20 protein-coding genes are annotated in these 21,012 nt (G+C 27.2%); 4 read left to right on the top strand and 16 right to left on the bottom strand.

Translation table 11 applies throughout. The features are described from left to right. Window positions 1-345: a YraN family protein gene (locus JW646_RS14975; protein ID WP_018589683.1), complete on the bottom strand. Its 345-nt coding sequence runs from the start codon at window positions 343-345 to the stop codon at window positions 1-3. A 148-nt stretch (window positions 346-493) separates the two neighbouring features. On the opposite strand from JW646_RS14975, the gene JW646_RS14970 reads away from it, so the two are divergent. Next, window positions 494-1,762: a CapA family protein gene (locus JW646_RS14970; RefSeq protein WP_228415560.1), complete on the top strand. Its 1,269-nt coding sequence runs from the start codon at window positions 494-496 to the stop codon at window positions 1,760-1,762. Window positions 1,763-1,794: 32 nt separating this feature from the next. Here JW646_RS14970 and JW646_RS14965 read toward each other — a convergent pair whose 3' ends face one another. Further along, window positions 1,795-1,950 (bottom strand): hypothetical protein, encoded by a 156-nt coding sequence (locus JW646_RS14965; protein WP_228415559.1) that lies wholly within the window; start codon window positions 1,948-1,950, stop codon window positions 1,795-1,797. Between the two features lie 266 nt (window positions 1,951-2,216). On the opposite strand from JW646_RS14965, the gene JW646_RS14960 reads away from it, so the two are divergent. Further along, a complete protein-coding gene (locus JW646_RS14960) occupies window positions 2,217-3,476 on the top strand; it encodes a CapA family protein (RefSeq protein WP_228415558.1) in 1,260 nt (419 codons plus the stop codon). A gap of 44 nt (window positions 3,477-3,520) precedes the next feature. Here the strand turns inward: JW646_RS14960 and JW646_RS14955 are convergent, their stop codons facing one another. The 6 genes from JW646_RS14955 to mgtE form a co-directional block, all read right to left on the bottom strand. Continuing rightward, window positions 3,521-4,036, bottom strand: a complete 516-nt coding sequence (locus JW646_RS14955; protein WP_148556328.1) for a VanZ family protein — start codon at window positions 4,034-4,036, stop codon at window positions 3,521-3,523. A 32-nt stretch (window positions 4,037-4,068) separates the two neighbouring features. Beyond that, window positions 4,069-6,666 (bottom strand): ABC transporter permease, encoded by a 2,598-nt coding sequence (locus tag JW646_RS14950; protein ID WP_148556327.1) that lies wholly within the window; start codon window positions 6,664-6,666, stop codon window positions 4,069-4,071. Next, window positions 6,667-7,344 (bottom strand): ABC transporter ATP-binding protein, encoded by a 678-nt coding sequence (locus JW646_RS14945; protein WP_074915488.1) that lies wholly within the window; start codon window positions 7,342-7,344, stop codon window positions 6,667-6,669. A gap of 98 nt (window positions 7,345-7,442) precedes the next feature. After that, on the bottom strand, window positions 7,443-8,681 hold the full coding sequence (locus JW646_RS14940) for a sensor histidine kinase (RefSeq protein WP_148556325.1): 1,239 nt from the start codon (window positions 8,679-8,681) through the stop codon (window positions 7,443-7,445). After that, window positions 8,674-9,369, bottom strand: a complete 696-nt coding sequence (locus JW646_RS14935; protein ID WP_083399255.1) for a response regulator transcription factor — start codon at window positions 9,367-9,369, stop codon at window positions 8,674-8,676. The genes JW646_RS14940 and JW646_RS14935 overlap by 8 nt, the downstream gene beginning before the upstream one ends. Before the next feature lie 214 nt (window positions 9,370-9,583). Further along, window positions 9,584-10,918 (bottom strand): magnesium transporter, encoded by a 1,335-nt coding sequence (gene mgtE, locus JW646_RS14930; RefSeq protein ID WP_228415557.1) that lies wholly within the window; start codon window positions 10,916-10,918, stop codon window positions 9,584-9,586. Between the two features lie 261 nt (window positions 10,919-11,179). Here mgtE and JW646_RS14925 point away from each other — a divergent pair, with 261 nt between their 5' ends. After that, complete coding sequence (locus JW646_RS14925; protein WP_228415556.1) at window positions 11,180-11,863, top strand: MBL fold metallo-hydrolase; 684 nt, start codon at window positions 11,180-11,182, stop codon at window positions 11,861-11,863. Between the two features lie 49 nt (window positions 11,864-11,912). Here JW646_RS14925 and JW646_RS14920 read toward each other — a convergent pair whose 3' ends face one another. After that, the gene (locus tag JW646_RS14920) at window positions 11,913-13,922 is read right to left on the bottom strand and encodes a penicillin-binding transpeptidase domain-containing protein (protein ID WP_228415555.1); all 2,010 of its coding nucleotides are present in this window, start codon (window positions 13,920-13,922) and stop codon (window positions 11,913-11,915) included. A gap of 174 nt (window positions 13,923-14,096) precedes the next feature. Here JW646_RS14920 and JW646_RS14915 point away from each other — a divergent pair, with 174 nt between their 5' ends. Then, complete coding sequence (locus JW646_RS14915; protein ID WP_228415554.1) at window positions 14,097-15,086, top strand: HD domain-containing protein; 990 nt, start codon at window positions 14,097-14,099, stop codon at window positions 15,084-15,086. 53 nt (window positions 15,087-15,139) lie between these two features. On the opposite strand, the gene JW646_RS14910 is transcribed toward JW646_RS14915, so the two are convergent. From JW646_RS14910 to JW646_RS14880, 7 genes are all read right to left on the bottom strand, one after another. Next, window positions 15,140-15,982, bottom strand: coding sequence for a MerR family transcriptional regulator (locus JW646_RS14910; protein WP_148556320.1), 843 nt, complete (start codon window positions 15,980-15,982; stop codon window positions 15,140-15,142). Between the two features lie 14 nt (window positions 15,983-15,996). Continuing rightward, window positions 15,997-16,740: an ABC transporter permease gene (locus JW646_RS14905; protein ID WP_228415553.1), complete on the bottom strand. Its 744-nt coding sequence runs from the start codon at window positions 16,738-16,740 to the stop codon at window positions 15,997-15,999. Continuing rightward, a complete protein-coding gene (locus JW646_RS14900; protein ID WP_148556318.1) occupies window positions 16,733-17,458 on the bottom strand; it encodes an ABC transporter ATP-binding protein in 726 nt (241 codons plus the stop codon). Before JW646_RS14900 ends, JW646_RS14905 begins: the two co-directional genes overlap by 8 nt. Window positions 17,459-17,662: 204 nt before the next feature. Beyond that, window positions 17,663-18,181, bottom strand: a complete 519-nt coding sequence (locus JW646_RS14895) for a DUF2179 domain-containing protein (protein ID WP_083399252.1) — start codon at window positions 18,179-18,181, stop codon at window positions 17,663-17,665. A gap of 105 nt (window positions 18,182-18,286) precedes the next feature. After that, window positions 18,287-18,895 (bottom strand): hypothetical protein, encoded by a 609-nt coding sequence (locus JW646_RS14890; protein ID WP_074915471.1) that lies wholly within the window; start codon window positions 18,893-18,895, stop codon window positions 18,287-18,289. A 203-nt stretch (window positions 18,896-19,098) separates the two neighbouring features. Beyond that, window positions 19,099-19,734 carry a glycosyltransferase family 2 protein gene (locus tag JW646_RS14885; protein WP_074915469.1) on the bottom strand — a complete coding sequence of 212 codons (636 nt, stop codon included), beginning with the start codon at window positions 19,732-19,734 and terminating at the stop codon, window positions 19,099-19,101. A gap of 515 nt (window positions 19,735-20,249) precedes the next feature. Further along, window positions 20,250-21,002, bottom strand: a complete 753-nt coding sequence (locus tag JW646_RS14880) for a flavodoxin family protein (protein WP_148556317.1) — start codon at window positions 21,000-21,002, stop codon at window positions 20,250-20,252. Window positions 21,003-21,012: the final 10 nt, after the last annotated feature.

Raw genomic sequence — 21,012 nt, 5'->3', positions numbered from 1 at the left:
TTAAAAAGCATTTACAATATGATTTATTTTCTTTTCATTAAAATAAATTTCAATTACATCAAACCTAATAGATAGATTTTCTAGAGAATTGTCTAAAATATAATATTTAGCAACATTAGTTATTTTTCTTTTTTTCTTATAGTTAACTGACTCTGATGGATATCCATAGTTTATGTTGCTTCTACTTTTTACTTCAACAAAAACTAACTCTCCATTTAATTTTGCTATTATATCAACTTCGCCTATTTTTGTTCTGTAATTTTTTTCTATTACTTTCCCACCTTTTGAAATAATGTACTTTAATGCAATTTCTTCACCTAGTTTACCTTTTTCAATATTATTCATATTTTCACCTTACTATTTTTATTATGAGATTATTGTCAAGGTAATTGCCATATATACAAATTTTTTTATAATTGATAAATTATTCCAATAAATATATGATTATTAAGAAGGGGTTTGTGAAATTAATTATTAAAAAGGGGGATAATTAATGTCTAGAAAAAAATCTAGAAAGAAAAGAAAAAGTAATAACAAATTATTTTGGATTATAATAATTGTTATTTGTATTATGGGAGCTTTTTTCATATATAAAGGCGTAAAAAATGATACAAAAGAGAGCAGTAAAGGTAACACTATTCCTATATTTAACGAAAATATTGAGACTTATAAAGCTTCCATATTCGCTGCTGGAGATGTTATGGTCCATACTCCTCAGCTTCAGGCACAATACGATCATTCTACTGGTGTTTATAACTTTGACAATAACTTTAAGTATGTAAAAAAATATATTGAAGACGCTGATTATAGCTTAGCTAATTTGGAGACAACCTTAGCTGGCAATGATGTATATCAATATAGCTCATATCCGACGTTTAACTCACCTGACGAGTTAGCTGATGCACTAAAAAATGCTGGTTTTGATTTATTGTCAACAATAAATAATCATAGTTTTGATAAAAGTGATTTAGGAGTTAATAGAACTTTATCAACCTTAGAAAAAAAAGGATTTGATACGGTTGGTACAAGAAAAAAGTCTTCTGACAATGAATACATAATAAAAGATATAAATAATATTAAAGTCGGTATTACATCCTATTCTTATGGAGAAGTAAAAAACAATAATAAGTATTTAAATGGTATCAAAATATCTGAAGAATGTGAGGATAAAATGAATATTTTTGATTCCTCAGATGTAAATGAAGGATTTAAAACTATTTCTTCTACAACAGATAAAATGAAAGATTCAGATTTGCAGGTGGTTATTATACATTGGGGTATAGAATATGCAAGAAAGGAAACAGATTTCCAAAAACAATTGGCTCAAAAGCTTTGTGATGATGGAGTTGATATTATAATTGGTTCTCATCCTCATGTAGTTGAACCTGTAGAAACAATTACATCCACAGATGGAAAAAACAAAACACTTGTAATTTACTCCTTAGGAAATTATATCTCTAATCAAAGAAGAGAAACTGTAGGCTCATATAGTGAAGATGGGTTGATGGTTAATATTGATATAAGTAAAAAAAGTAATGAAGAAGAAGCTAAAGTAAATAAAGTCACTTGTATACCTACTTGGGTTAATAAGTATAATAAGGGTTACAAAAATGTATACGAAATTATTCCAATAGAAGATGAAAGTGATTTGAATTCAATTACCTCTTTAAATAAACATAATGTAAAACAATCATATAATAATACAGCTTCTTTAATAGATGCTTCTGATATAGTTACTGTAGTAGACAGTCCTTTTAAGTAAACTATTTGCTTATAAATAAGTCCCAGCCTTATTTAAAGACTGGGACTTATTTTATACTTCAATTTAAATCCACTCTTTGGTGTTATTTCCATATTTATAATTGACTTAATATTATTCTTATCTAAGTTAACTTTTACCATTATATCTTTGTATCCAATAGTTTTGTTTTTACTTATTATTATAGGCATATTTAACTACTGAGGTTTTTGAAATCATATTTATCATCATTAAAATTAAAGTAAATTTTTTATAATATCTTCTTGTAAAAATAAAAAAAGAAACTAATAATAGCTTCTCCTTTTATTTTTATATATTATTGTATTTTGTTTAATTTAGTTATTTCCAAAAAAACTCTTAAATATACAAAATAAAACTTTTAATTGAAAATATGCTAATTTATAGATAATATAAAGTTATATGAATATTTTATATTTTTAAGAAAGGGGGCAAAAAAATGTATAGCTATAACAATCGTAATACTAAGAAATTTCTTATTTGTTTTTGCTTAAGTATATTAGTCATGGGAACTTTTTCCTTTGCTACTATTAACAAAACATCCATTTTCTCTAAAAATAAATCACAAGAAGCATCTATATTTACACCTAAAAAAGATGACCCTAATAAAGCCTCTTTATTAGCTGTAGGTGATACTATGGTATATAACGCCCAATTAACTGCACAATACGATGTATCTAGCGCAAAATATAACTTCAATAATAATTTTGAGTATGTAAAAAAATATGTTGAAGAAGCTGATTATTCCATGGTTAATTTAGAAACAACATTAACTGGAAATAAAGTTTATAGATATAGCTCTTCCCCAAAGTTTAATTCACCAGATGAGCTTGCCGATGGTTTAAAATATGCTGGTTTTGATTTAATTTCAACAGCAAACAATCATGCGTATGATAAGGGGTATTTAAGTATAAAAAATACTCTTGCTACCTTAAAAGATAAAAATTTTGATGTAGTTGGAACTAGAGAAAACAGCGATGAAAGATTTATAGTAAAAAAAATCAATGGGATTAATGTAGGCGTTACTTCTTATTCTTATGGAAGAATTATTGGAGATAACAAATATTTAAATGATGTTAAAATATCTGATGAATACAAAAACAGCATTAATATTTTTGATTCTACAAGTGTAGATAGAGCATTTAACAACATAAACTACACTCTTAAAAATATGAAGGACACTGATTTACAAGTAGTGTATTTGCACTGGGGAGATAAATATTCTCTTAAAGAGAATACTTTCCAAAAGAAGCTAGCTCAAAAACTTTGCGATGCTGGTGTAGATGTTATAATCGGTTCTCATCCTCATGTTGTACAACCTGTAACAACTATAAAGTCTAGTGATAATAAACATGAAACTATAGTTGCTTATTCTCTTGGAAACTTCTTATCTAACCAAAGCAGAGATCAGTTTAGTCAATATACAGAAGATGGTTTAATGCTAAATATAGATATAAGTAAAAGTAATGGTGGAGATGCAAAAGTTGATAAAGTTACTTGTATACCGACTTGGTTAAATAAATATTATAATAGTAAGACTGCTAAATACGTTTACGAAATAATACCTATTGCAAGTAAATCAGAGTTAGATAAGATTGATAATTTATCTGAAAGTAAATTGAAAAAATCTTATAAAAACACTGCTTCTAAAGTTGACACAACAAACTTAATAAATATAGTTGAAAATCCTTTTAATTAAAAAACAGATAGCTATTAATAGCTATCTGTTTTTTAATGTTCTATTTAATTTGCTATTATTATTCCTATTAGTAATAATGATACTATCAACATCATTATAAAACTACAAATAGCAATTATTTTTTTTACCCTTTCTCCATCTTTAAATAACAATATAAGCATTTTGTAAACATATATACCTATTACTCCACCAAAAGTATTGGTAATAATGTCTGTTATGTCCGTAGCTCCTATTCCAAATATATATTGGCAAGACTCAAATACAAGGCTTACTATTAATATGATTAATATATTTTTAATGGTTTTATTCTTATCTAAAAGTATACTTATATAAATACCTAAAGGTATAAATAATATTATATTCCCAAACAAATCTAATTTATTATAATTACCTTGAATTATATCATTAAATGGTATTAAATTTATGGTACGCGAGAAATATCGATTACCACTAAATACTTCAATAGGTGACACATATTTGAAAAGAATATTCCATAAAAGAAATCCCGTATAAAATACAAATGGTACAATTAGTAATATATTAATTGTTTTTTTCTTCATTTCAAATCCCCACTTTTCTAGTAAATAAAAATCTATATACTTTCTTGTCTAATATTTTCAATTATGTTTTCTTTATTTATTTTCTTCATAGGTATATATGATGAAATAAATGTAATTATAAAAATACCTGTAACAGATATAATTATAGCTCCCCATGGAAGTACTAATCCAAGCTGAATAACATCACCTAAGATAAGATTCATAAGAGCTACAAGACCAACTCCTAAAGGTATACCATAAAGAAGTGCTAAGGCCCCATATAGTAAACTTTCTAGGTATATCATCTTGTTAAACCCTCCAGGCGTAACTCCTATGGATTTGATTATTGCCAATTCTCTTTTTCTTAAGTTTATATTTGTGCTAATTGTATTTACTATATTAGTTACACTTACTAAAGAAATTACTGTAACAAATCCGTATACAAAAATTTGCATTACTATAAGTGTATCTTCCATTTCTTTTACTTCTTCCATTTTGTCAGTTACATCATACCCATATTTGTTTGCAATATCTTTTACTGCATTTCGTGTACTTTCTTGTCTATTTGTAGAGATATACATACTATTACTACTTGGGGTAAATCCAAGTTTTTCTCCCACTTCATCGTAGGTTATAAAATCTAATCCCATATAATTGTATGATGGGCTTCCTGTTGGTATATCATCAGTTATAGCCATAATTTTGAAATTAATTTCTTTTTTTATTTCTTTATCTTCATCATATTCTGAAGTATAACCTGTAACTGTATCTCCAACTTTATAATCTGTTAAGTTTAATTCATATTTTTTACCAGGTTCTTCGAAGTAACTTTTTCTTACAAGTATTACTCCTTTTTCTTTTATTGCTTCTTTCTTATCAAAACTACCTTCTTCAAGATTTATTTTATTAATTTCAAAATCTCCAGGCATCTTTGTCATACAATTTTGTATATCATATACAGTTTTATTGTTCAATTTTTCTGTTGTAATGTACTCATCTATTATATCATCACTATCTTTAGTCATTTTATTTTTGGGTACATAAATTCCCATTCCAAAATCATTAGCTGCAGCAATTCTTTCCACTCCATCTATATCTTTTAATTCCTCAAATAAATTCTTATCCATGGTACTATTTGAAGATAAATGTAAATCATAATTTACTTGTCCAAACTGCACTTTATTAGCATTAATAAATAAAGTCATAAACCCACTAAAAGATATAAATATAACCACACTTATAATAAGAGAAAACAAAGTTATCCTAAATTTCTTTTTATTTCTTCTTAAGTTTTTATAGGCAAGAACTCCTTCTGCCTTAAACAAAGTTCTTACTATTTTTGAATCTTTTACTTTTCCTATTTTTAAATTACTACTATTTTTTATGGCTTCAAGTGGTGATATTTTTGCTGCTTGTCTTGCTGGCAATATTGCTGATATTAATATTGTTATTATTACTATCACTGAACTTAATATAATAACAGTTGGACTATATACCACCCTTAGCCCTAGATCTCCTATCATTGAACTTCCATAAAATTTTCCTACTATTTTAAATACCATGTCTATAGCAAAGGTACCTGCCAATAATCCTATAGGTATCCCTATAATACTTACTATAAAAGCTTCTGTTAATACAAGTTTTGTAGTTTGTCTTTTTGTAGCTCCTATGGAGTTTAATATTCCAAATTGTTTCTTACGTTCACTAATAGATATGGAAAATGCATTATACACTGTTGCTATAGTACAAATAATTACCAAAGATGTAACTAATATTATAATTTTATCAACAAATCCATTAATATTGTCGTAAGCACTGGCACTTTGTAATCTTAATAAGTGTTCGTTAAAGCTTAAATTTTCATAGTTTACTCCACTTTCATTATTAGAATCAGGGGAGCTTTCTTCTCCATCTACTTTTTTTACTTTTAAACCTAAGTTCTTAGCCATTACGGAAGCTATATCGTAAACTTCTTTTGGATTGTTGGCACTAATTGATACATTAATCCCTTTTTTGCTTTCAATATTATTTATATCCAAATAAGTTATACCTGTTGTAACTTGTTTACCTATTTCAAATCCAGGCTTATTTATTATACCTACTATTTTGTACTCTTCTTTTCTAGTATCAACAAGTTTCTCGTCATCACTTACCCAATAACCGGTTAAATCCTCACCATCTTTAGTTACTCTTTTTCCCACGTTAAGAGTAATTGTATCTCCAATTTTCTTTTCTCTAAGTATTCTTGAATCTTCACTAATTACTATTTCTTTATTATTTGTTGGCATCTTACCTTCTTTTAAAGATATTTGAAACCCATCAAAAGCACCTTTATCGTAAGACTTTAAGTCTATTAAATCATTGTCATCACTATACTTTCCAAAATCTAATCTTTCACTATAAGCATATTTGGAAATTCCTGCACTTTTTGTTATTTTGCTTACATCCTTTTTTTGTACATCATAAAATGTGGCATGGAAATCCCCTTCTCTTTTAACAGTTTCTCTAACTTGATAATCCATAAAACTGTTATAAATATTTCCTATTCCACAAATTAATGCAGTAGATAATATAATTCCTATAATTGTTACTATTGTTCTTTTTTTATTTTGTTTTAAATATCTAAATGTAAGAGATGTATATAAGTTCATTTATATCACCTCATCACTTTTTATCATTCCGTCTTCTATAGTTATAACTCTATCTGCTTGAAGAGCTATATTGGGATCGTGAGTTATCATAACTAATGTTTGCTTATATTTTTTAACTGATAACTTCAGTAACTCTATAACTTCTTTTGAGTTTTTACTATCTAAGTTTCCTGTAGGCTCATCTGCTAAAACTATGGCAGGTCTATTTACCAAAGCCCTACCTATAGAAGTTCTTTGTTGTTGACCACCACTTAGCTCATTTGGAAGATGATTTTCCCTTTCTTTAAGGCCTAAAGTTTTTAATAAATCATCTAAGTACTCTTGATCTATTTTTCTATTGTCTAACTCTGCAGGAAGAAGTATATTTTCCTTTACAGACAGTACTGGTATTAAGTTATAAAACTGATATATTAGTCCAACATTCCTTCTTCTGAATATAGATAAATCTTTTTCTTTTAAGTTATATATATCTACATCATTTATATAAACAGTTCCTTCACTTGGCTTGTCTACGCCTCCTATTAAATGTAATAAGGTACTTTTACCACTTCCACTAGGTCCAACTATGGCAACAAACTCTCCTTTATTTATTGATAAGTTTATGTTTTTTAAAGCATCTACTTTTGCTTCATTTTTACCATAGGTCTTGCATAAATTTTCAATTTTTAAAATCTCCATATTACCCTCCATAATATCTCACTAACTTTTGTAAGTTTTAATTTATATTTACATTGTAGATTTCTATACTTACATCTTGGTGAATGCAAAATTACAAATTAGTCACCATAAGTTTTGTGAAAAATTATATGGAACTCAGTTCCTTGGTTTTTTTCGCTGTTAACATAAATATCTCCATTTTGACTTTCTATAATAGACTTAGACATGGCAAGGCCAATGCCCACACTATCTTCCTTTGAAGCTTTGCCTTTATAAAATCTTTTGAAAATATGAGGCAAATCTTTTTTATCTATTCCTTCTCCGCTATCTTTTATTACAACTTCACAGTATATAGGATTTTCATCATAACTAATATTTATTTTTCCTCCTTGTGGAGTATGTTCTATACAATTTTTTATTATATTTACAAAAGCTTCGCTAGACCAATTTATATCACCAATATAACTTGTATTGTCATCTCCACTTATACTTAATTCTATGTTTTTAATCTCCATAGGAATTAAGCTTGGAGCAACGGATCTTTTAATTAATTCCTTAATTTTAACCTCTTTTTTTTCGAAATCTATTACTTTTGCCTCAACTTTTGACAGTTTTAACATGCTTTTTACTAGCCATTCCATACGATTTAGTTGAGATTTTATTTTATCTAGAAATTCTATTTTTGTTTCTTGTGGTAAATCTTCATACATTAAATCATTTAAAATTACTAAAGATGTCATAGGTGTTTTTAACTGATGAGATATATCTGAAATAGTGTTATTTAGAAATATTTTTTCATTATTTAAAAGCTCCACTTTTTCTTTTAATATATTAGTCATTTTAATTAGTTCTGTTTTTAAAAGGCCTATTTGACCATCTTGATTTCTATTTTTCATTTCAAATCTTACACCTTCAGAACTGTTATAAACATAATCTGTCATGTCTTTTATATCTTCATAAATTTTTTTAAAATAGCTTAAAGCAAGAATAATAAACAAAATCAAAATAATACATAGAAACATCCAATTAATATTAAAGATATATCTTATGCTTTCATTTATAATAGGCTCATTGTTTAAACTTATATTACTATTATAATTATATTTGCTTAGTATTTTTTGCCCAAAATCCACATTATCTTTGGAATTTCCTTGTGTTACTATATCTATAATATCTTCTTCTAACTCAGGTCTTTTGGATAGAATATTTCCTATAATTGCTTGATTATTTTCAACTACTTTCTCTTTTATAATTCTTAAATTAATTAACGTTACTCCACTGCACATAATAATAGCAACAAGGAATAAAACACTAAAGCGCCTTATAAAACTTTTCATTTCTACATTATATTTAATCATTAGCTTCACTTCCACTCCACTTATATCCCATTCCTCTAACTGTAATTATTAGCTTTGGATTGCTTGTATCATCTTCAATTTTTTCTCTAAGGCGTTTTATATAAACAGTTAAAGTGTTATCATTAATAAAATCATAAGTTACATCCCATAATTTCTCTAGAATTTGATTTCTACTTAAAATTATATTTTCATTTTGAATTAAAATTAATAATAACTTATATTCAGCAGAAGTTAAAAATACTTCTTCACTACCTTTATAAACCCTAGCCTCTAAAGTATGAATACTCAAGTCTCCATATTTCAAAATTTTCTTACCCTTATCTTCCCCTTGATTTCTTCTAACTACTGCTTTTATTCTAGATATCAGTTCTCTTACCCTAAAAGGCTTTGTCATATAATCATCTCCTCCTATATCGAGACCCATGACAATATTTACCTCATCATCACATGCTGTTAAAAATATTATAGGTATATCTTTTATTTCTCTTATTTCTTTACAAAAATCATAACCATTACCATCTGGTAACATTACATCTAAAAGAATTATGTCATAAGATTTTTCATTTATATGAAGTCTTGCCCTTTCTAAGTCTTTGCATATATCTATTTTAAACCCCTCTTGTTCTAGAGCATATTTCACTCCAAAAGCTATTGTAGAGTCATCCTCCACCATAAGAATCTTTATCATAATAACCTCCAAATTTTTCATCATTTATAATTATTATACAATAAGTTAAAAAATATAATAAGGTTGCTTAATATGACATTCTAGTCATAATAAAAAAAGAATACTCATAAATTTATTTTTACACAAATTCACAAGTACTCTCTTATATATCTAAATAAGCTTTTACAAGCTCACTGATTATTTATTCATAATCTATTTTAGAATATAGTATTTTTTATATTCCTAGTAATAATTTTGCTAAGGTAAAGTATACCATAAGCGCAAAAGTATCTACTATTGTAGTAATTAATGGGCTCGCCATTATTGCTGGATCCAATTTTAGTTTTTTAGCTATTATAGGTAATAAACCTCCCACTACTTTAGAAATTATAACTGTGCAAAATAAACTTAAACATACAGTTAAGGATATTAGTATATCAGTTTTTTCTAAGAAATATATTCTAAGAAAATTTACACTTGCTAAAATAGTTGCAACTATTAAACTTACCCTAAATTCTTTAAACATAACTTTTAAATAATCTTTTAACTCAATTTCTCCAAGGGCCAATCCTCTTATTACTAAAGTTGATGATTGTGAACCTGCATTACCGCCTGTGTCCATCAACATAGGAATAAATGCAGCTAGTATTACTACTGATTGCAACACATCATCAAACTTTTTTATTATGGAACCAGTAAATGTGGCAGATATCATTAAGACTAATAGCCATATAACTCTTTTTTTTGCCAAGTCTATTACTGGAGTTTTTAAATAGGATTGTTCATTTGGTTGCATAGCTGCCATTTTTTGAAAATCCTCTGTATTTTCTTTATCTACTATATCCATAACATCATCTACTGTTATAATACCAACTAATCTGTCTTCTTTGTCCACTACTGGCATACATGTTAAGTCGTATTTTTTGAACTCTGAAGCTACAATCTCTTGATCTTCTATTGTACTTGTATTTATAACATTTCTGTCCATTATATCTTTTATAAAAGTCTTTTCATTATTTAATATTAGTTCTTTTAGATGTAGTCTTCCTTTTAGTTTTCTATTGTTATCAATTATAAAGCAAGTATCCACATCTTCTTTATCTAAAGTATCGCATCTAATATATTTTATAGCATCTTTTACCGTCATACTTTCTTTTAGTTCTAAAAATTCTATGGTCATAATAGAGCCTGCTGTATTTTCATCATATTTTAATAGTTGGTTAATAAGTTCTCTTTTTTCTTTTGAAGTGTTTCTTAATACTTTTTTTACCATATTAGAAGGTAGCTCCTCTATTATATCCACTGTATCATCTAAAAATAATTTATCTATTATGTCTTTTAATTCACTGTCTGTTATAGTCTGTATTATATATTCTTGCATCTGTGGTTCTAAATATGAAAATACCTCTACTGCTTTATCTTTTTGTAGTATTCTAAAAGCTAATACTGTTTCCTCATCTTTTAAATCTACCATATCTTTTGCTATATCTACTGAATTTAAATCAGAAAAGTATTCACTCAGCTCTAACATTTTTCTCTTTTTAATTAAATCACTTACTACTTCTACCATAATACCTCCATCATAAAGAGTTAATATTATTTTTAAATAGATTGTAATATATATTAATTCCCATTTTCTTATTAACTTTTAACCTAGGATATTCATACATATAAATCTCATTCTTTACTTTTATTTGTTTTTATTATATTAAACAAATATATAGAACTTATGTAGTTTTATATGATTTTTTAAATTATATATTGTACTTCATATATAATAAAATTATAATTTACATAATATATAAAATAATTAGTAAGGAAGGATTTTAATATGAAAATAACATATATTCATCATAGTAGCTTTATTGTAGAACTTAAGAATCACATATTACTTTTCGACTATTTCCAAGGAAATCTTCCACAGTTTAATAAAAATAAAAAGCTCTATGTATTTTCTAGTCACTCTCATCATGATCATTTTAATAAAAGTATTTTTAAACTAAATAAAATACATCCTGATGTAACTTATATATTGTCAAAGGATATAAATTCTCCAAAATCTGAAAATATAAAACTTTTAGATGCAAATGAAAAACTAGTAATTGATAATTTAGAAATAGAAACTCTACAGTCTAGTGATTTAGGTGTGGCCTTTATTGTTAAGGTTGAAAACAAAACCATTTATCATGGCGGTGATTTAAACTGGTGGCACTGGGAGGGAGAGAACTCCCCTGAAGAAAATGCTTATGCCGAAAAATTATTTAAAGATTCTGTAGACAAAATAAAAGGAAAAATAATAGATCTTGCCTTCTTACCTTTAGATTCTCGACAAGGGAATGAGTATTATTTAGGTTTTGATTATTTTATGAGAAGTACTAATGCTAAAATAGCATTTCCTATGCATTTTTGGAGGACCTATTCTTTAATTAAAATCTTTAAAGCTTCTAATTATGCTTTAAATTATAAAGATAAAATTATAGAAATAAATCATGAAAATGAGGAATTTCAACTTTAAAGTATTAATATAAAAAAAGCCAACTTATAAAAGTTGACTTTTTTTATTATTAATCTTCTAAAATATAACTTTTCATTACATTTTTAACTTTAGGTACTAAATATTTAGATGTAGATTTGTCTTTCATATCTTCCATAACCATAGATATGGCTAACTTAGATTTGTCCATATCAACTGCAACAAACCAACTATTTTCATTTCCATCTTTGTCTTCTTTAGTGGATTTTATTTCTGCCGTTCCTGTTTTACCTGCCAATTTAATTCCATTTATTTTACATAAGTGTCCACTTCCACTAGGATCGTTTATAACACCAGAAAAATCCTTTTGTAGTTCTTTTAAATCTTCTTTTCTTATTGCTTTATTGTATACTTTTTCTTCCTTATTTTCGCTTATTACAAGCCTTGGAGCCATAATTTTACCTTCATTTGCTAAAGCTGAATAAGCCATAGTTACTTGCAAAGGAGTTGTTAAAACTTCTCCTTGACCGTAGCCTGTATCTCCCAATAAAACTTCACTTTCTATTTTACCACTATTTGAAATTTGAGATTTTGTCATAGGATATTCAAAATTTATATCTGATCCTAAACCAAACTTCTTGGCTCCTTCTATAAATTTCTCACTACCTACTTTAATAGACTTATCTGCAAAATAAATATTGTCAGAGTTTACAACAGCATCATATAAATTCACAGAATCTATATCTTTTACTCTTGTAACTTTATAATTTCCCCAAGACGATGAATTTTGCCAATTTAATCCTTCTATTTTCATTTTTTCACTTGGATTTATTATGTTATTTTCCAATCCTATAGATGCAGTTAGAAGTTTCATAGTAGAACCTGGTGAGTATAAATTGTTTGTTCTATTATCAAAACATGCATTTTTATTTTCTTCCCACTCTTTTGCTATTGACTTAGTTTTGTAAGTTACCATTGTGTTAGAGTCATAAGAAGGTGAGCTAACCATGGCCAACACTTCTCCATTAGTTGAATTCATGGCTATGGATGCTCCTTTTTCTTTATCCATTTCATCGTATATTTTTCTTTGTAGCTTAGAATCTATTGCTAACTTTATATCATCTCCATCTCTGGCTTTTGTTTTGGCCACTGTTAAATTACTGCCTTCTCTTTCAATATATATATGAACTCCATCTGTAGCTCTTAATTTGTCTTCATAAACTTGTTCCAATCCATTTTTGCCTATTTGACTACTACTTGTGTAGTTTTTATCTGCTTTTTTCTCCAACTCTTCTGCTGTTACATTACCTATATATCCAAGAAGGCTCCCAAAGGCCTCACCTTTTACATAAACCCTAGATGTTACTTGCTGTATAGTTGTTCCTTCTATTTTTGAAACTTTATCTAACTTATCATCTTCATAGTTTGAAAGCTTTACAATATTTACAGCATATTTGGGATTAGTGTTACTTTCAATTTTCTTTTCAATATACTCTTCACTTATATCAAGTACTTTGGCCAAATCTTTTATGCTCTCTTCTTTGAATACTTTGCTATCTATGTTCACATAACTAGCTTCTCCATTATATGCTAGCAAATTCCCAGCTCTATCTAGTATTTTACCTCTATTCCCTTTAGTTACTTCAACTTTTATCTTATCTCCTTTAATCATCTCAGGCAGAATTAAGCTTTCATCCCAACTTATTTTATATTTGTCATCTTCTTTTTTTATTTTAATTGTTGCATCATCATATTTTAATTTTCCTCCAATAGTATTCATAGAAACCCTAATAGGTATTTCTGATTTACTTTTGATTTCTCCCACATCAATTTTTATGTTACTTACATTCATAGCAGAATAAATTGCTGAGTATTTTTTTACAAATTCTTCTTTTCCGCCAAACTCTTCTTTTATGTAGTTTTTAGACTCTGTGGTTAAAGTTTCGTATAATTCTCCATAATTTTTTTCATTTAACAACTTGTTATAGTTTTTTACAGTATTTTTTATTTCATCCTTATTGCTACAACCACTTAACACAAATACTGATATAATCATCATGATAATAAATACTAACCTACTTAATTTTTTATTTCTAATCATTATCACCATTCTCCCCTCATAAATTATTTAGTTATCCCTCTATTATTTTACTCTTTATATATTAGACCCTTATATTGCATAAAAGGTTTTAACTTATTTATATTTTTTAAATTGCAACTATATATACTCTGTTATATAATAAGTTCTTATTAGAAGTTTAAAGGAGGTATTAATTTGAATTTAATTGATATATATAGTAAATATTTTCCTGATTTTATAAAGGAATTAATAAATACACCTGAGTTTAAAAGACTTAGCAATGTGGGTATGAACTGTGGCTGCGAATACACTAGTTTTCCCATATTTTCTAATGGTAAAGATTATACTAGATATGAGCATAGTATAGGTGTTGCCCTTATAATTTGGCACTTTACAAAAGATATAAAACAATCTATTGCAGGTCTTTTACACGATATTAGCTCTCCTGTATTTGCTCATGTAATTGACTTTTTAAATGGAGATCATGAAACTCAAGAATCTACAGAAGAAAAAACTGAAGAAATTATAGCAAATTCTATGGAAATACAAGAAATATTAAAAAAATATAATTTAAGCACTAAAGACGTTTATGACTATCATATGTATCCTATTGCAGATAACGATTCTCCTCTTCTTTCTGCAGATAGACTGGAGTACACTTTAGGTAATGCTTTTTACTATGATTTTAAATCTATGGAAGAAATAAGAGATATGTATGAAGATTTAGTAGTAAGTGTAAACGAATTTGGGCAAAGTGAAATTTCATTTAGTACTTTAGATAAAGCTATAGAATTTACATGTGTATCCATTGAAAACTCTAAAGTGTATAGTTCTAATGTAGATAGATTTGCCATGCAATACTTAGCTGATTTATTAAAATTGGCAGTAAATAAAAGAGTTATAAGTATGAAGGATTTATATACTGTAGAAGATCAGGTTATTTCTAAGTTAAAAAAAGATGAAGAATTAAAGTCTATGTGGAAGGATTTCACAAAGCTTTCTCAAATATTTACTAGCAAAGAAAAACCGGAGTACGGATACTGGGTTAATATACCTGCTAAAAAAAGATATATAAATCCTCAAGTAGTTTCTCAAGGTAGAGTTTCTAGTTTATCTAAAAATTTATCAAAAGAAATAGATGATTTTTTAAATATTGATTTTAATATTTGGTTAAGTGGAAAATAAAATTTTGAAGGTGGTAACAAAAATGTTACCACCTTTATTCAAAAATAGATTTTCTATATCTTTCTAACAGGAAATTGAATTTCTGTTAGCCAGTCTTTAACACTATCTTTGTTCCATACACCATCAATATAAGATTCCCTAGGACTGTCAATTATCTCATATCCATTTTCCTCTATGAATCTGATAACAGCACTATAAGCCTTTGGAAAGTCCTTGTAGTTACCTTTGTGAAGGACACAAGCAGCCATATCCACTTTTGTAATTAATTTAAACTTAATCATTTCAGAATCTTCTTTAAGCTCAGTTACAGCCTCACAAACTTCCACATCAATATCTTTTTCCTTATATTCACCATCATGATATATGTTGAAGCAGTATTCAGGTACTGCACATTCACAGCCCAATCTTTCCATTTCTGCACCCATAGGTGGAACCAGAGAGAACAATGAATCATAACTTGGCATAATAGTTCTCATAGAGGCAACTATAGCTTCTGGTAATTCTTTTATAATAACTGGATATTGCACATTAATGCTGCTACTTGATAAATAACTTTCCACCTTAGATAATTTCAAAGTTTCTTCTGCTATTCTTTTCATAATTTCACTTCTTTTTCTCTTTAATAATTGTTTTTCACTTACTCCATCTTGAACTTGCTTAATTTCATCTAAAGAAAAACCTGCTTCCCTAAGTGCTAATATTTGATGTAAAATAGGTAGTTGATTAGATGTATAATATCTATATCCATTACTTTCATCTATATGACTTGGTTTTAATAAACCTATAGTATCATAATGACGCAAGGTTTTTATTGTAACGTGATTCATTTTTGAGAAAACACCTATTTTATAAACTCTTTCTTCTTCTTTTATTTCACATTTATATTCATTATTCATAAGAAACCTCCATATTATTCCCACTTAAATAACTTAAAGGATAATCCAAATCCAATTACTGTAATTATCACCATTAAAAATATTGATAAATATAAATTATCTATACCATTTCCCATGGAAAATCCCTTCAACAATTTTACTCCATGGGTTAATGGTAATATATTAGCTATGTTTTGTAATGCTTTTGGAAATAGTTCATAAGGAATTGTAGCCCCTGATAAAAATAACATGGGAAAATATATAAGACTGCATACAACATTGGCTTTTTTTGTTGATTTACAAATACTTGCCACCAACATACCTATACTATACATGGATATCATTACTAAGAAATAGACTCCTATAAACTTAATTAATGAACCTTCCATTTTATAGTCAAATAAAATAATAGCCACAATAGATACTAAAAGAGCTGAGATAATCGCTGTAATTATATTAATGAGAACTTGTATGGACAATAGCATCTTTGGGCTTGCCGGTGTTGCAAAAAAATGCTTCAATATTTTTTTATCTCTATAATCTACAATTGATAATGGCAATCCCATAAATGCTGTTGCACATATTCCAACAGCAATTAACGCACCAAAAGCAGATTGTAAAAATGTGTAATCAGCTCCTTCAAAAGCTATTTTCCCTCCTCCTATAGTACCTATTAAAACCATTATACCCATGGGCATGCAAATTCCAAAGATTATGCCATCTGGACATCTCATAGCTAGTTTGCCTTCTATTTTTAATACAGTGAAAAATTTATTCATAAGTTAACTCCTCTCCTAAATACCATAAATATGCTTCTTCCAATTTTTCATAAGGACTATTATTTATAATTTCTTTTACGTCTCCTATTTTGACTATTTTACCTTCTTTTAAAATACATATTCTGTCACACAGTTCCTCCACTTCATCCATATAATGAGATGTTAAAAATATGGTTATTCCTTTCTTCTTTAAACCTTTTAATACCTTCCATACTTCTCTTCTAGCAACCACATCTAATCCTGTTGTTAATTCATCTAAAAATATGATCTCTGGATTTGGTATTAAAGATAATACTACTGATAACTTCTGTTTCTCTCCACCTGATAGTTTATCTACTGATTTGTCTTTAAATTGATGCAAATTAAATTTTAATAATAATTCATTGTAGTTGGCTGGATTTTTGTAAAGAGCACACATTTCTTCACATATTTCTTTTACTTTAATATTATTTGGATAATTTGATGATTGAAATTGAACTCCTACCTTTTCAAATAATGTTTGTCTGTTTTGTCTTGGATCTTTATTTAAAATGAAAATTTTTCCTTTTTGTACTTTTTTAAATCCTAATAAACAATCAATAGTTGTAGACTTGCCTGCTCCATTATGACCGATAAGACCAAATACTTCTCCCTTTCTTATACTAAAAGACAAATCTTCTAAAATAGTTTTTCCCCCAGATACTCTATGGATGTTTTCTGCTTTAATAGATATTTCCATTATAAAATCCTCCTTTTTCCATATTCATAAGTTAATGTTAAATGCTTACCTAAGGGAAGGGTCAACAGAAAATATAAAGTTTTTTATAAATAATAAAAAGGATATGCTTATATTCAATTTCATATAAACATATCCTTTTACTCGTATTTTATTAAAATCCTATAAATTTTCATAATTCCTTTTTATTGTATTTTTTTCTAATAATCATTGCGCAGAATGTTTGTTTAAATAACCACCTTTAAAATGTGCCAATTCAAAGGATATTATAAAGGCTTGTGGCTCTAATTGTTCAGTTATTTTTATAACTTCTTTCTCTCTTATTCTATGTGTCATAACTTCTAATCTGTATCTTGTTTCATTATTTCTACCTTTTCCTTCAAGTTTAGTAACCCCAAATTTATGACCTCTTAATATGTTTATTAAGTCATCATTTTCCTTAGTCAAATTAATTTGTACTACTCTGTATCCTATAGCAAGTTTCTTTTCTAATCTACCTCCTAAGTAGACTCCTATAGCATAACCAAAAACATAGGCTATAATATTATACATATTTGTTAAATCAGAAAATACAATGCCTAAACTTGCAATATAAACTATCCCCTCTACAAATGCGGCAAGAGGAGCTTTTTTGTCCTCACCTTTCACAACAAGTACTGTTCTAAGAGATAAAACAGGTACATAAATTAACTGTAAAACAAATATTAGTATAACTTTAGTAATCATAAGGCCTCCATAAATTCCCCTCTAGTTATTAATATAATTTTAAATTACATAAAATGTCTCAACCATATCATTATCTTTTTTAATTTTCTTTATTTTCACAAAATTTTAACTAGAACACATTTCTATAATTATCATTCCTCCCTTTTCTTCATATTCTGTATTCCATAATTCTTTAAATGAAATCCAGTTATAATCCCCATAAGTAGCTATTTTTATTAATAGGTCATTGTCAGCTTTTTCATAACCAACAATTAAAAACCAATGCCACACAAGTTCTTCAAACTTTTCATTCTTATGTTTTAATAGAAGAAATGGTATTGGTATATCTTTATTTATCTGTTTGATAATTACTTTTTCTCCGTCAAGTAATAGATTTTCTCCAGAAAACATTGTCATATTTATTTCATTGTCATTAACATCTTCTAGATATTTTCCAAGTCCATCTATATACAATTGCAAAGTATTAATTCCTGTCATTCTTGGACGAAGATAAGATTTCATAATATGTGAGAATTTTATATAATCCACTTTTGTTAAGGCCTTTATATCAAATGGATATAAATGCTTACTGTTTCTAAGTATATTTAAATAAATACATAAGTCACAAGCTGTAACTGCTGCACAGCCTCCTAATTTCATAATTGGATCTATAAGCCAATTTTGATTTCCACCATAATGATTTTCTATATAAAAATATTTTAATTCTTTTTTCATAGTTAGTATTTCCTTTCTAATATCGTCCCCTCAAGTACATATTAGCACCTTTAATATTATATTAATACTAAAAGTATCTATGAAAATTCCTACATATTTATACAATATAATTAAAAATCCTTAGAAGTTGTCAAATCGACTATTTCTAAGGATTTTTATTTTTATACTGCAATATAAAATATTAATTCTACTTACAATTCACTTTATTTAATTTTATAAATAGCTGGTTTATGAAGTATTATGTACCTTTCAATAATATTCATTGCTTCGTATATCCATTGTAGTTCATTAGTTTTTTCTTTATTTTCTAAAATCATCTTTTTAATTAAATCTGTTTTATACAATTTGCACCAGATAACATTTTTTACTCTTTCATTTATTTTTAGTTCTTCCATTAAGCATTTGTTATCTAGTATTAATCCTTCACCATCTTCTTCACTATATTTATCATCATATAATAACTTGTCAAAGTATACATCATATGAATCTACTTGTATTGCATCGGATTTATATTTTTCTTGTTTTTCTACCATAATACTTATCATATTTTTGTCTAACCAGCTATATTTGCTATCAACATATAATACATATTGTCCTGTTGCATATTGCGTTGCATAATTTATTGCCTCACAAAGATTACTATTTTCCATATTAAGTAATCTAATTCTTTTATCAAATCGAACATAACCCATAGCAATCTGCTTTGAGTTATCAATACTACCATTGTCTACTAGAGTTATTTCCATATTTGTATATGTTTGATTTCTAATACTATCTAGACACCTGTTTAAATTTTCTTCTGCATTATATATTGGCACAATCACACTAACTTTGTACATTTTTTCTCCCCCCATAGATTAATTTGTACATTTTTTATTTGTTGCTTATTAAAAATACTAACTCCCCATAATTAATATTTTTAACCCTATCCTATAATAATACTATTTATAGATAGTTTCCTATTATACAAAAGTATTATTTTTGCTTATCACATGTGAATTTATCTTTTAGTCTACTTATAATAAATTCTTTACTTTACTTTACATCCCTTGTTATTTTTATTATATTTTTCCTCTGAATTCCTTCATAAAGCGATAAACTACCTAATAATAGTAAGTATTTATAGCTTATAACCAAAATTAAAATAAGAGAGCTTATTTATCTACAATAGATTAACAAACTCTCTTATTTGCACAAATATATATGCAGTATTTTTCAATTAATTTTTATTTTATACTAAACAACATTACCATCTTTTATAGTTATAACCTGGTCTGACATTTGGGCTATATCGTTAATCTAGTCAGTTATATATGGATTTTCATTTATGAATACATTGTATTAATTACATAATTCATTTTTCATCTATGGGATTTATAACTTTGCATAACATTTTATAAATTCCATTTCCGTATAGTTTTTGAATAGTATTAAGTTTTGCACCAGGGAAATATGGTCTATTAAGCCAACCATTATCTTCCCAGTATTCTTTATCTTTTTCAAAGACATTTCTTGCTAAAGTCCTTTGAACATTATAGGTGTAAATTTCTTTAAATTTAGGTGAATACTTTTTACCATCTAAATTTATTAATTTAATAAAATGTGATAATTCTTTTTCTTCAATAGGTTTATTAAAACTTCTACCATTTCTTGATATAGTTCCTCCAAAGCTTACTCCCCACTGAGTCATCACCTCTTCTATTGAATGCAGAGTATTTTTTAGACCGGAACCTTGAGTATTTGCAAGAAGTAAAGTTGGTTTTTGGGCAACTGGACTTCTGTGAAACCAGCTACATGTTCTATCTATAAAAGTCTTTAGGATTCCACTCATGTTATTTAGATATACTGGCGTTCCTATTACCAATCCATCACTTTCAATTATTTTTGACATAATGCTACTCACATCATCTTTTATAAAGCAGCCTCCTTTTAATATACAAACTTCACAACCTATACAATAATCTATTTTATAATCGTAGAGAGTAATTAATTCCGTTTCATATCCCTTGTTTTTTAATATGTTTTCAATTGATGTTAAAAGTTTGTAAGTATTTTTCTTTCTATTACTTGCATTTATTAATAATATCTTTTTCATATATCTATTCATAAATAAATTT

This window comes from Terrisporobacter hibernicus (assembly GCF_020809405.1).
Classification (GTDB): Bacteria; Bacillota; Clostridia; order Peptostreptococcales; family Peptostreptococcaceae; genus Terrisporobacter; species Terrisporobacter petrolearius.
The sequence above is the reverse complement of the archived record's forward strand: the minus strand, read 5'-3'. Positions and strand labels throughout refer to the sequence as shown.

Excerpts from the sequence above, each read along its gene's own strand:
- JW646_RS14975 (WP_018589683.1), bottom strand. The coding sequence starts at position 345 with ATGAATAATATTGAAAAAGGTAAACTAGGTGAAGAAATTGCATTAAAG.
- JW646_RS14970 (WP_228415560.1), top strand. The coding sequence starts at position 494 with ATGTCTAGAAAAAAATCTAGAAAGAAAAGAAAAAGTAATAACAAATTA.
- JW646_RS14965 (WP_228415559.1), bottom strand. The coding sequence starts at position 1,950 with ATGCCTATAATAATAAGTAAAAACAAAACTATTGGATACAAAGATATA.
- JW646_RS14960 (WP_228415558.1), top strand. The coding sequence starts at position 2,217 with ATGTATAGCTATAACAATCGTAATACTAAGAAATTTCTTATTTGTTTT.
- JW646_RS14955 (WP_148556328.1), bottom strand. The coding sequence starts at position 4,036 with ATGAAGAAAAAAACAATTAATATATTACTAATTGTACCATTTGTATTT.
- JW646_RS14950 (WP_148556327.1), bottom strand. The coding sequence starts at position 6,666 with ATGAACTTATATACATCTCTTACATTTAGATATTTAAAACAAAATAAA.
- JW646_RS14945 (WP_074915488.1), bottom strand. The coding sequence starts at position 7,344 with ATGGAGATTTTAAAAATTGAAAATTTATGCAAGACCTATGGTAAAAAT.
- JW646_RS14940 (WP_148556325.1), bottom strand. The coding sequence starts at position 8,681 with ATGATTAAATATAATGTAGAAATGAAAAGTTTTATAAGGCGCTTTAGT.
- JW646_RS14935 (WP_083399255.1), bottom strand. The coding sequence starts at position 9,369 with ATGATAAAGATTCTTATGGTGGAGGATGACTCTACAATAGCTTTTGGA.
- mgtE (WP_228415557.1), bottom strand. The coding sequence starts at position 10,918 with ATGGTAGAAGTAGTAAGTGATTTAATTAAAAAGAGAAAAATGTTAGAG.
- JW646_RS14925 (WP_228415556.1), top strand. The coding sequence starts at position 11,180 with ATGAAAATAACATATATTCATCATAGTAGCTTTATTGTAGAACTTAAG.
- JW646_RS14920 (WP_228415555.1), bottom strand. The coding sequence starts at position 13,922 with ATGATTAGAAATAAAAAATTAAGTAGGTTAGTATTTATTATCATGATG.
- JW646_RS14910 (WP_148556320.1), bottom strand. The coding sequence starts at position 15,982 with ATGAATAATGAATATAAATGTGAAATAAAAGAAGAAGAAAGAGTTTAT.
- JW646_RS14905 (WP_228415553.1), bottom strand. The coding sequence starts at position 16,740 with ATGAATAAATTTTTCACTGTATTAAAAATAGAAGGCAAACTAGCTATG.
- JW646_RS14900 (WP_148556318.1), bottom strand. The coding sequence starts at position 17,458 with ATGGAAATATCTATTAAAGCAGAAAACATCCATAGAGTATCTGGGGGA.
- JW646_RS14895 (WP_083399252.1), bottom strand. The coding sequence starts at position 18,181 with ATGATTACTAAAGTTATACTAATATTTGTTTTACAGTTAATTTATGTA.
- JW646_RS14890 (WP_074915471.1), bottom strand. The coding sequence starts at position 18,895 with ATGAAAAAAGAATTAAAATATTTTTATATAGAAAATCATTATGGTGGA.
- JW646_RS14885 (WP_074915469.1), bottom strand. The coding sequence starts at position 19,734 with ATGTACAAAGTTAGTGTGATTGTGCCAATATATAATGCAGAAGAAAAT.
- JW646_RS14880 (WP_148556317.1), bottom strand. The coding sequence starts at position 21,002 with ATGAATAGATATATGAAAAAGATATTATTAATAAATGCAAGTAATAGA.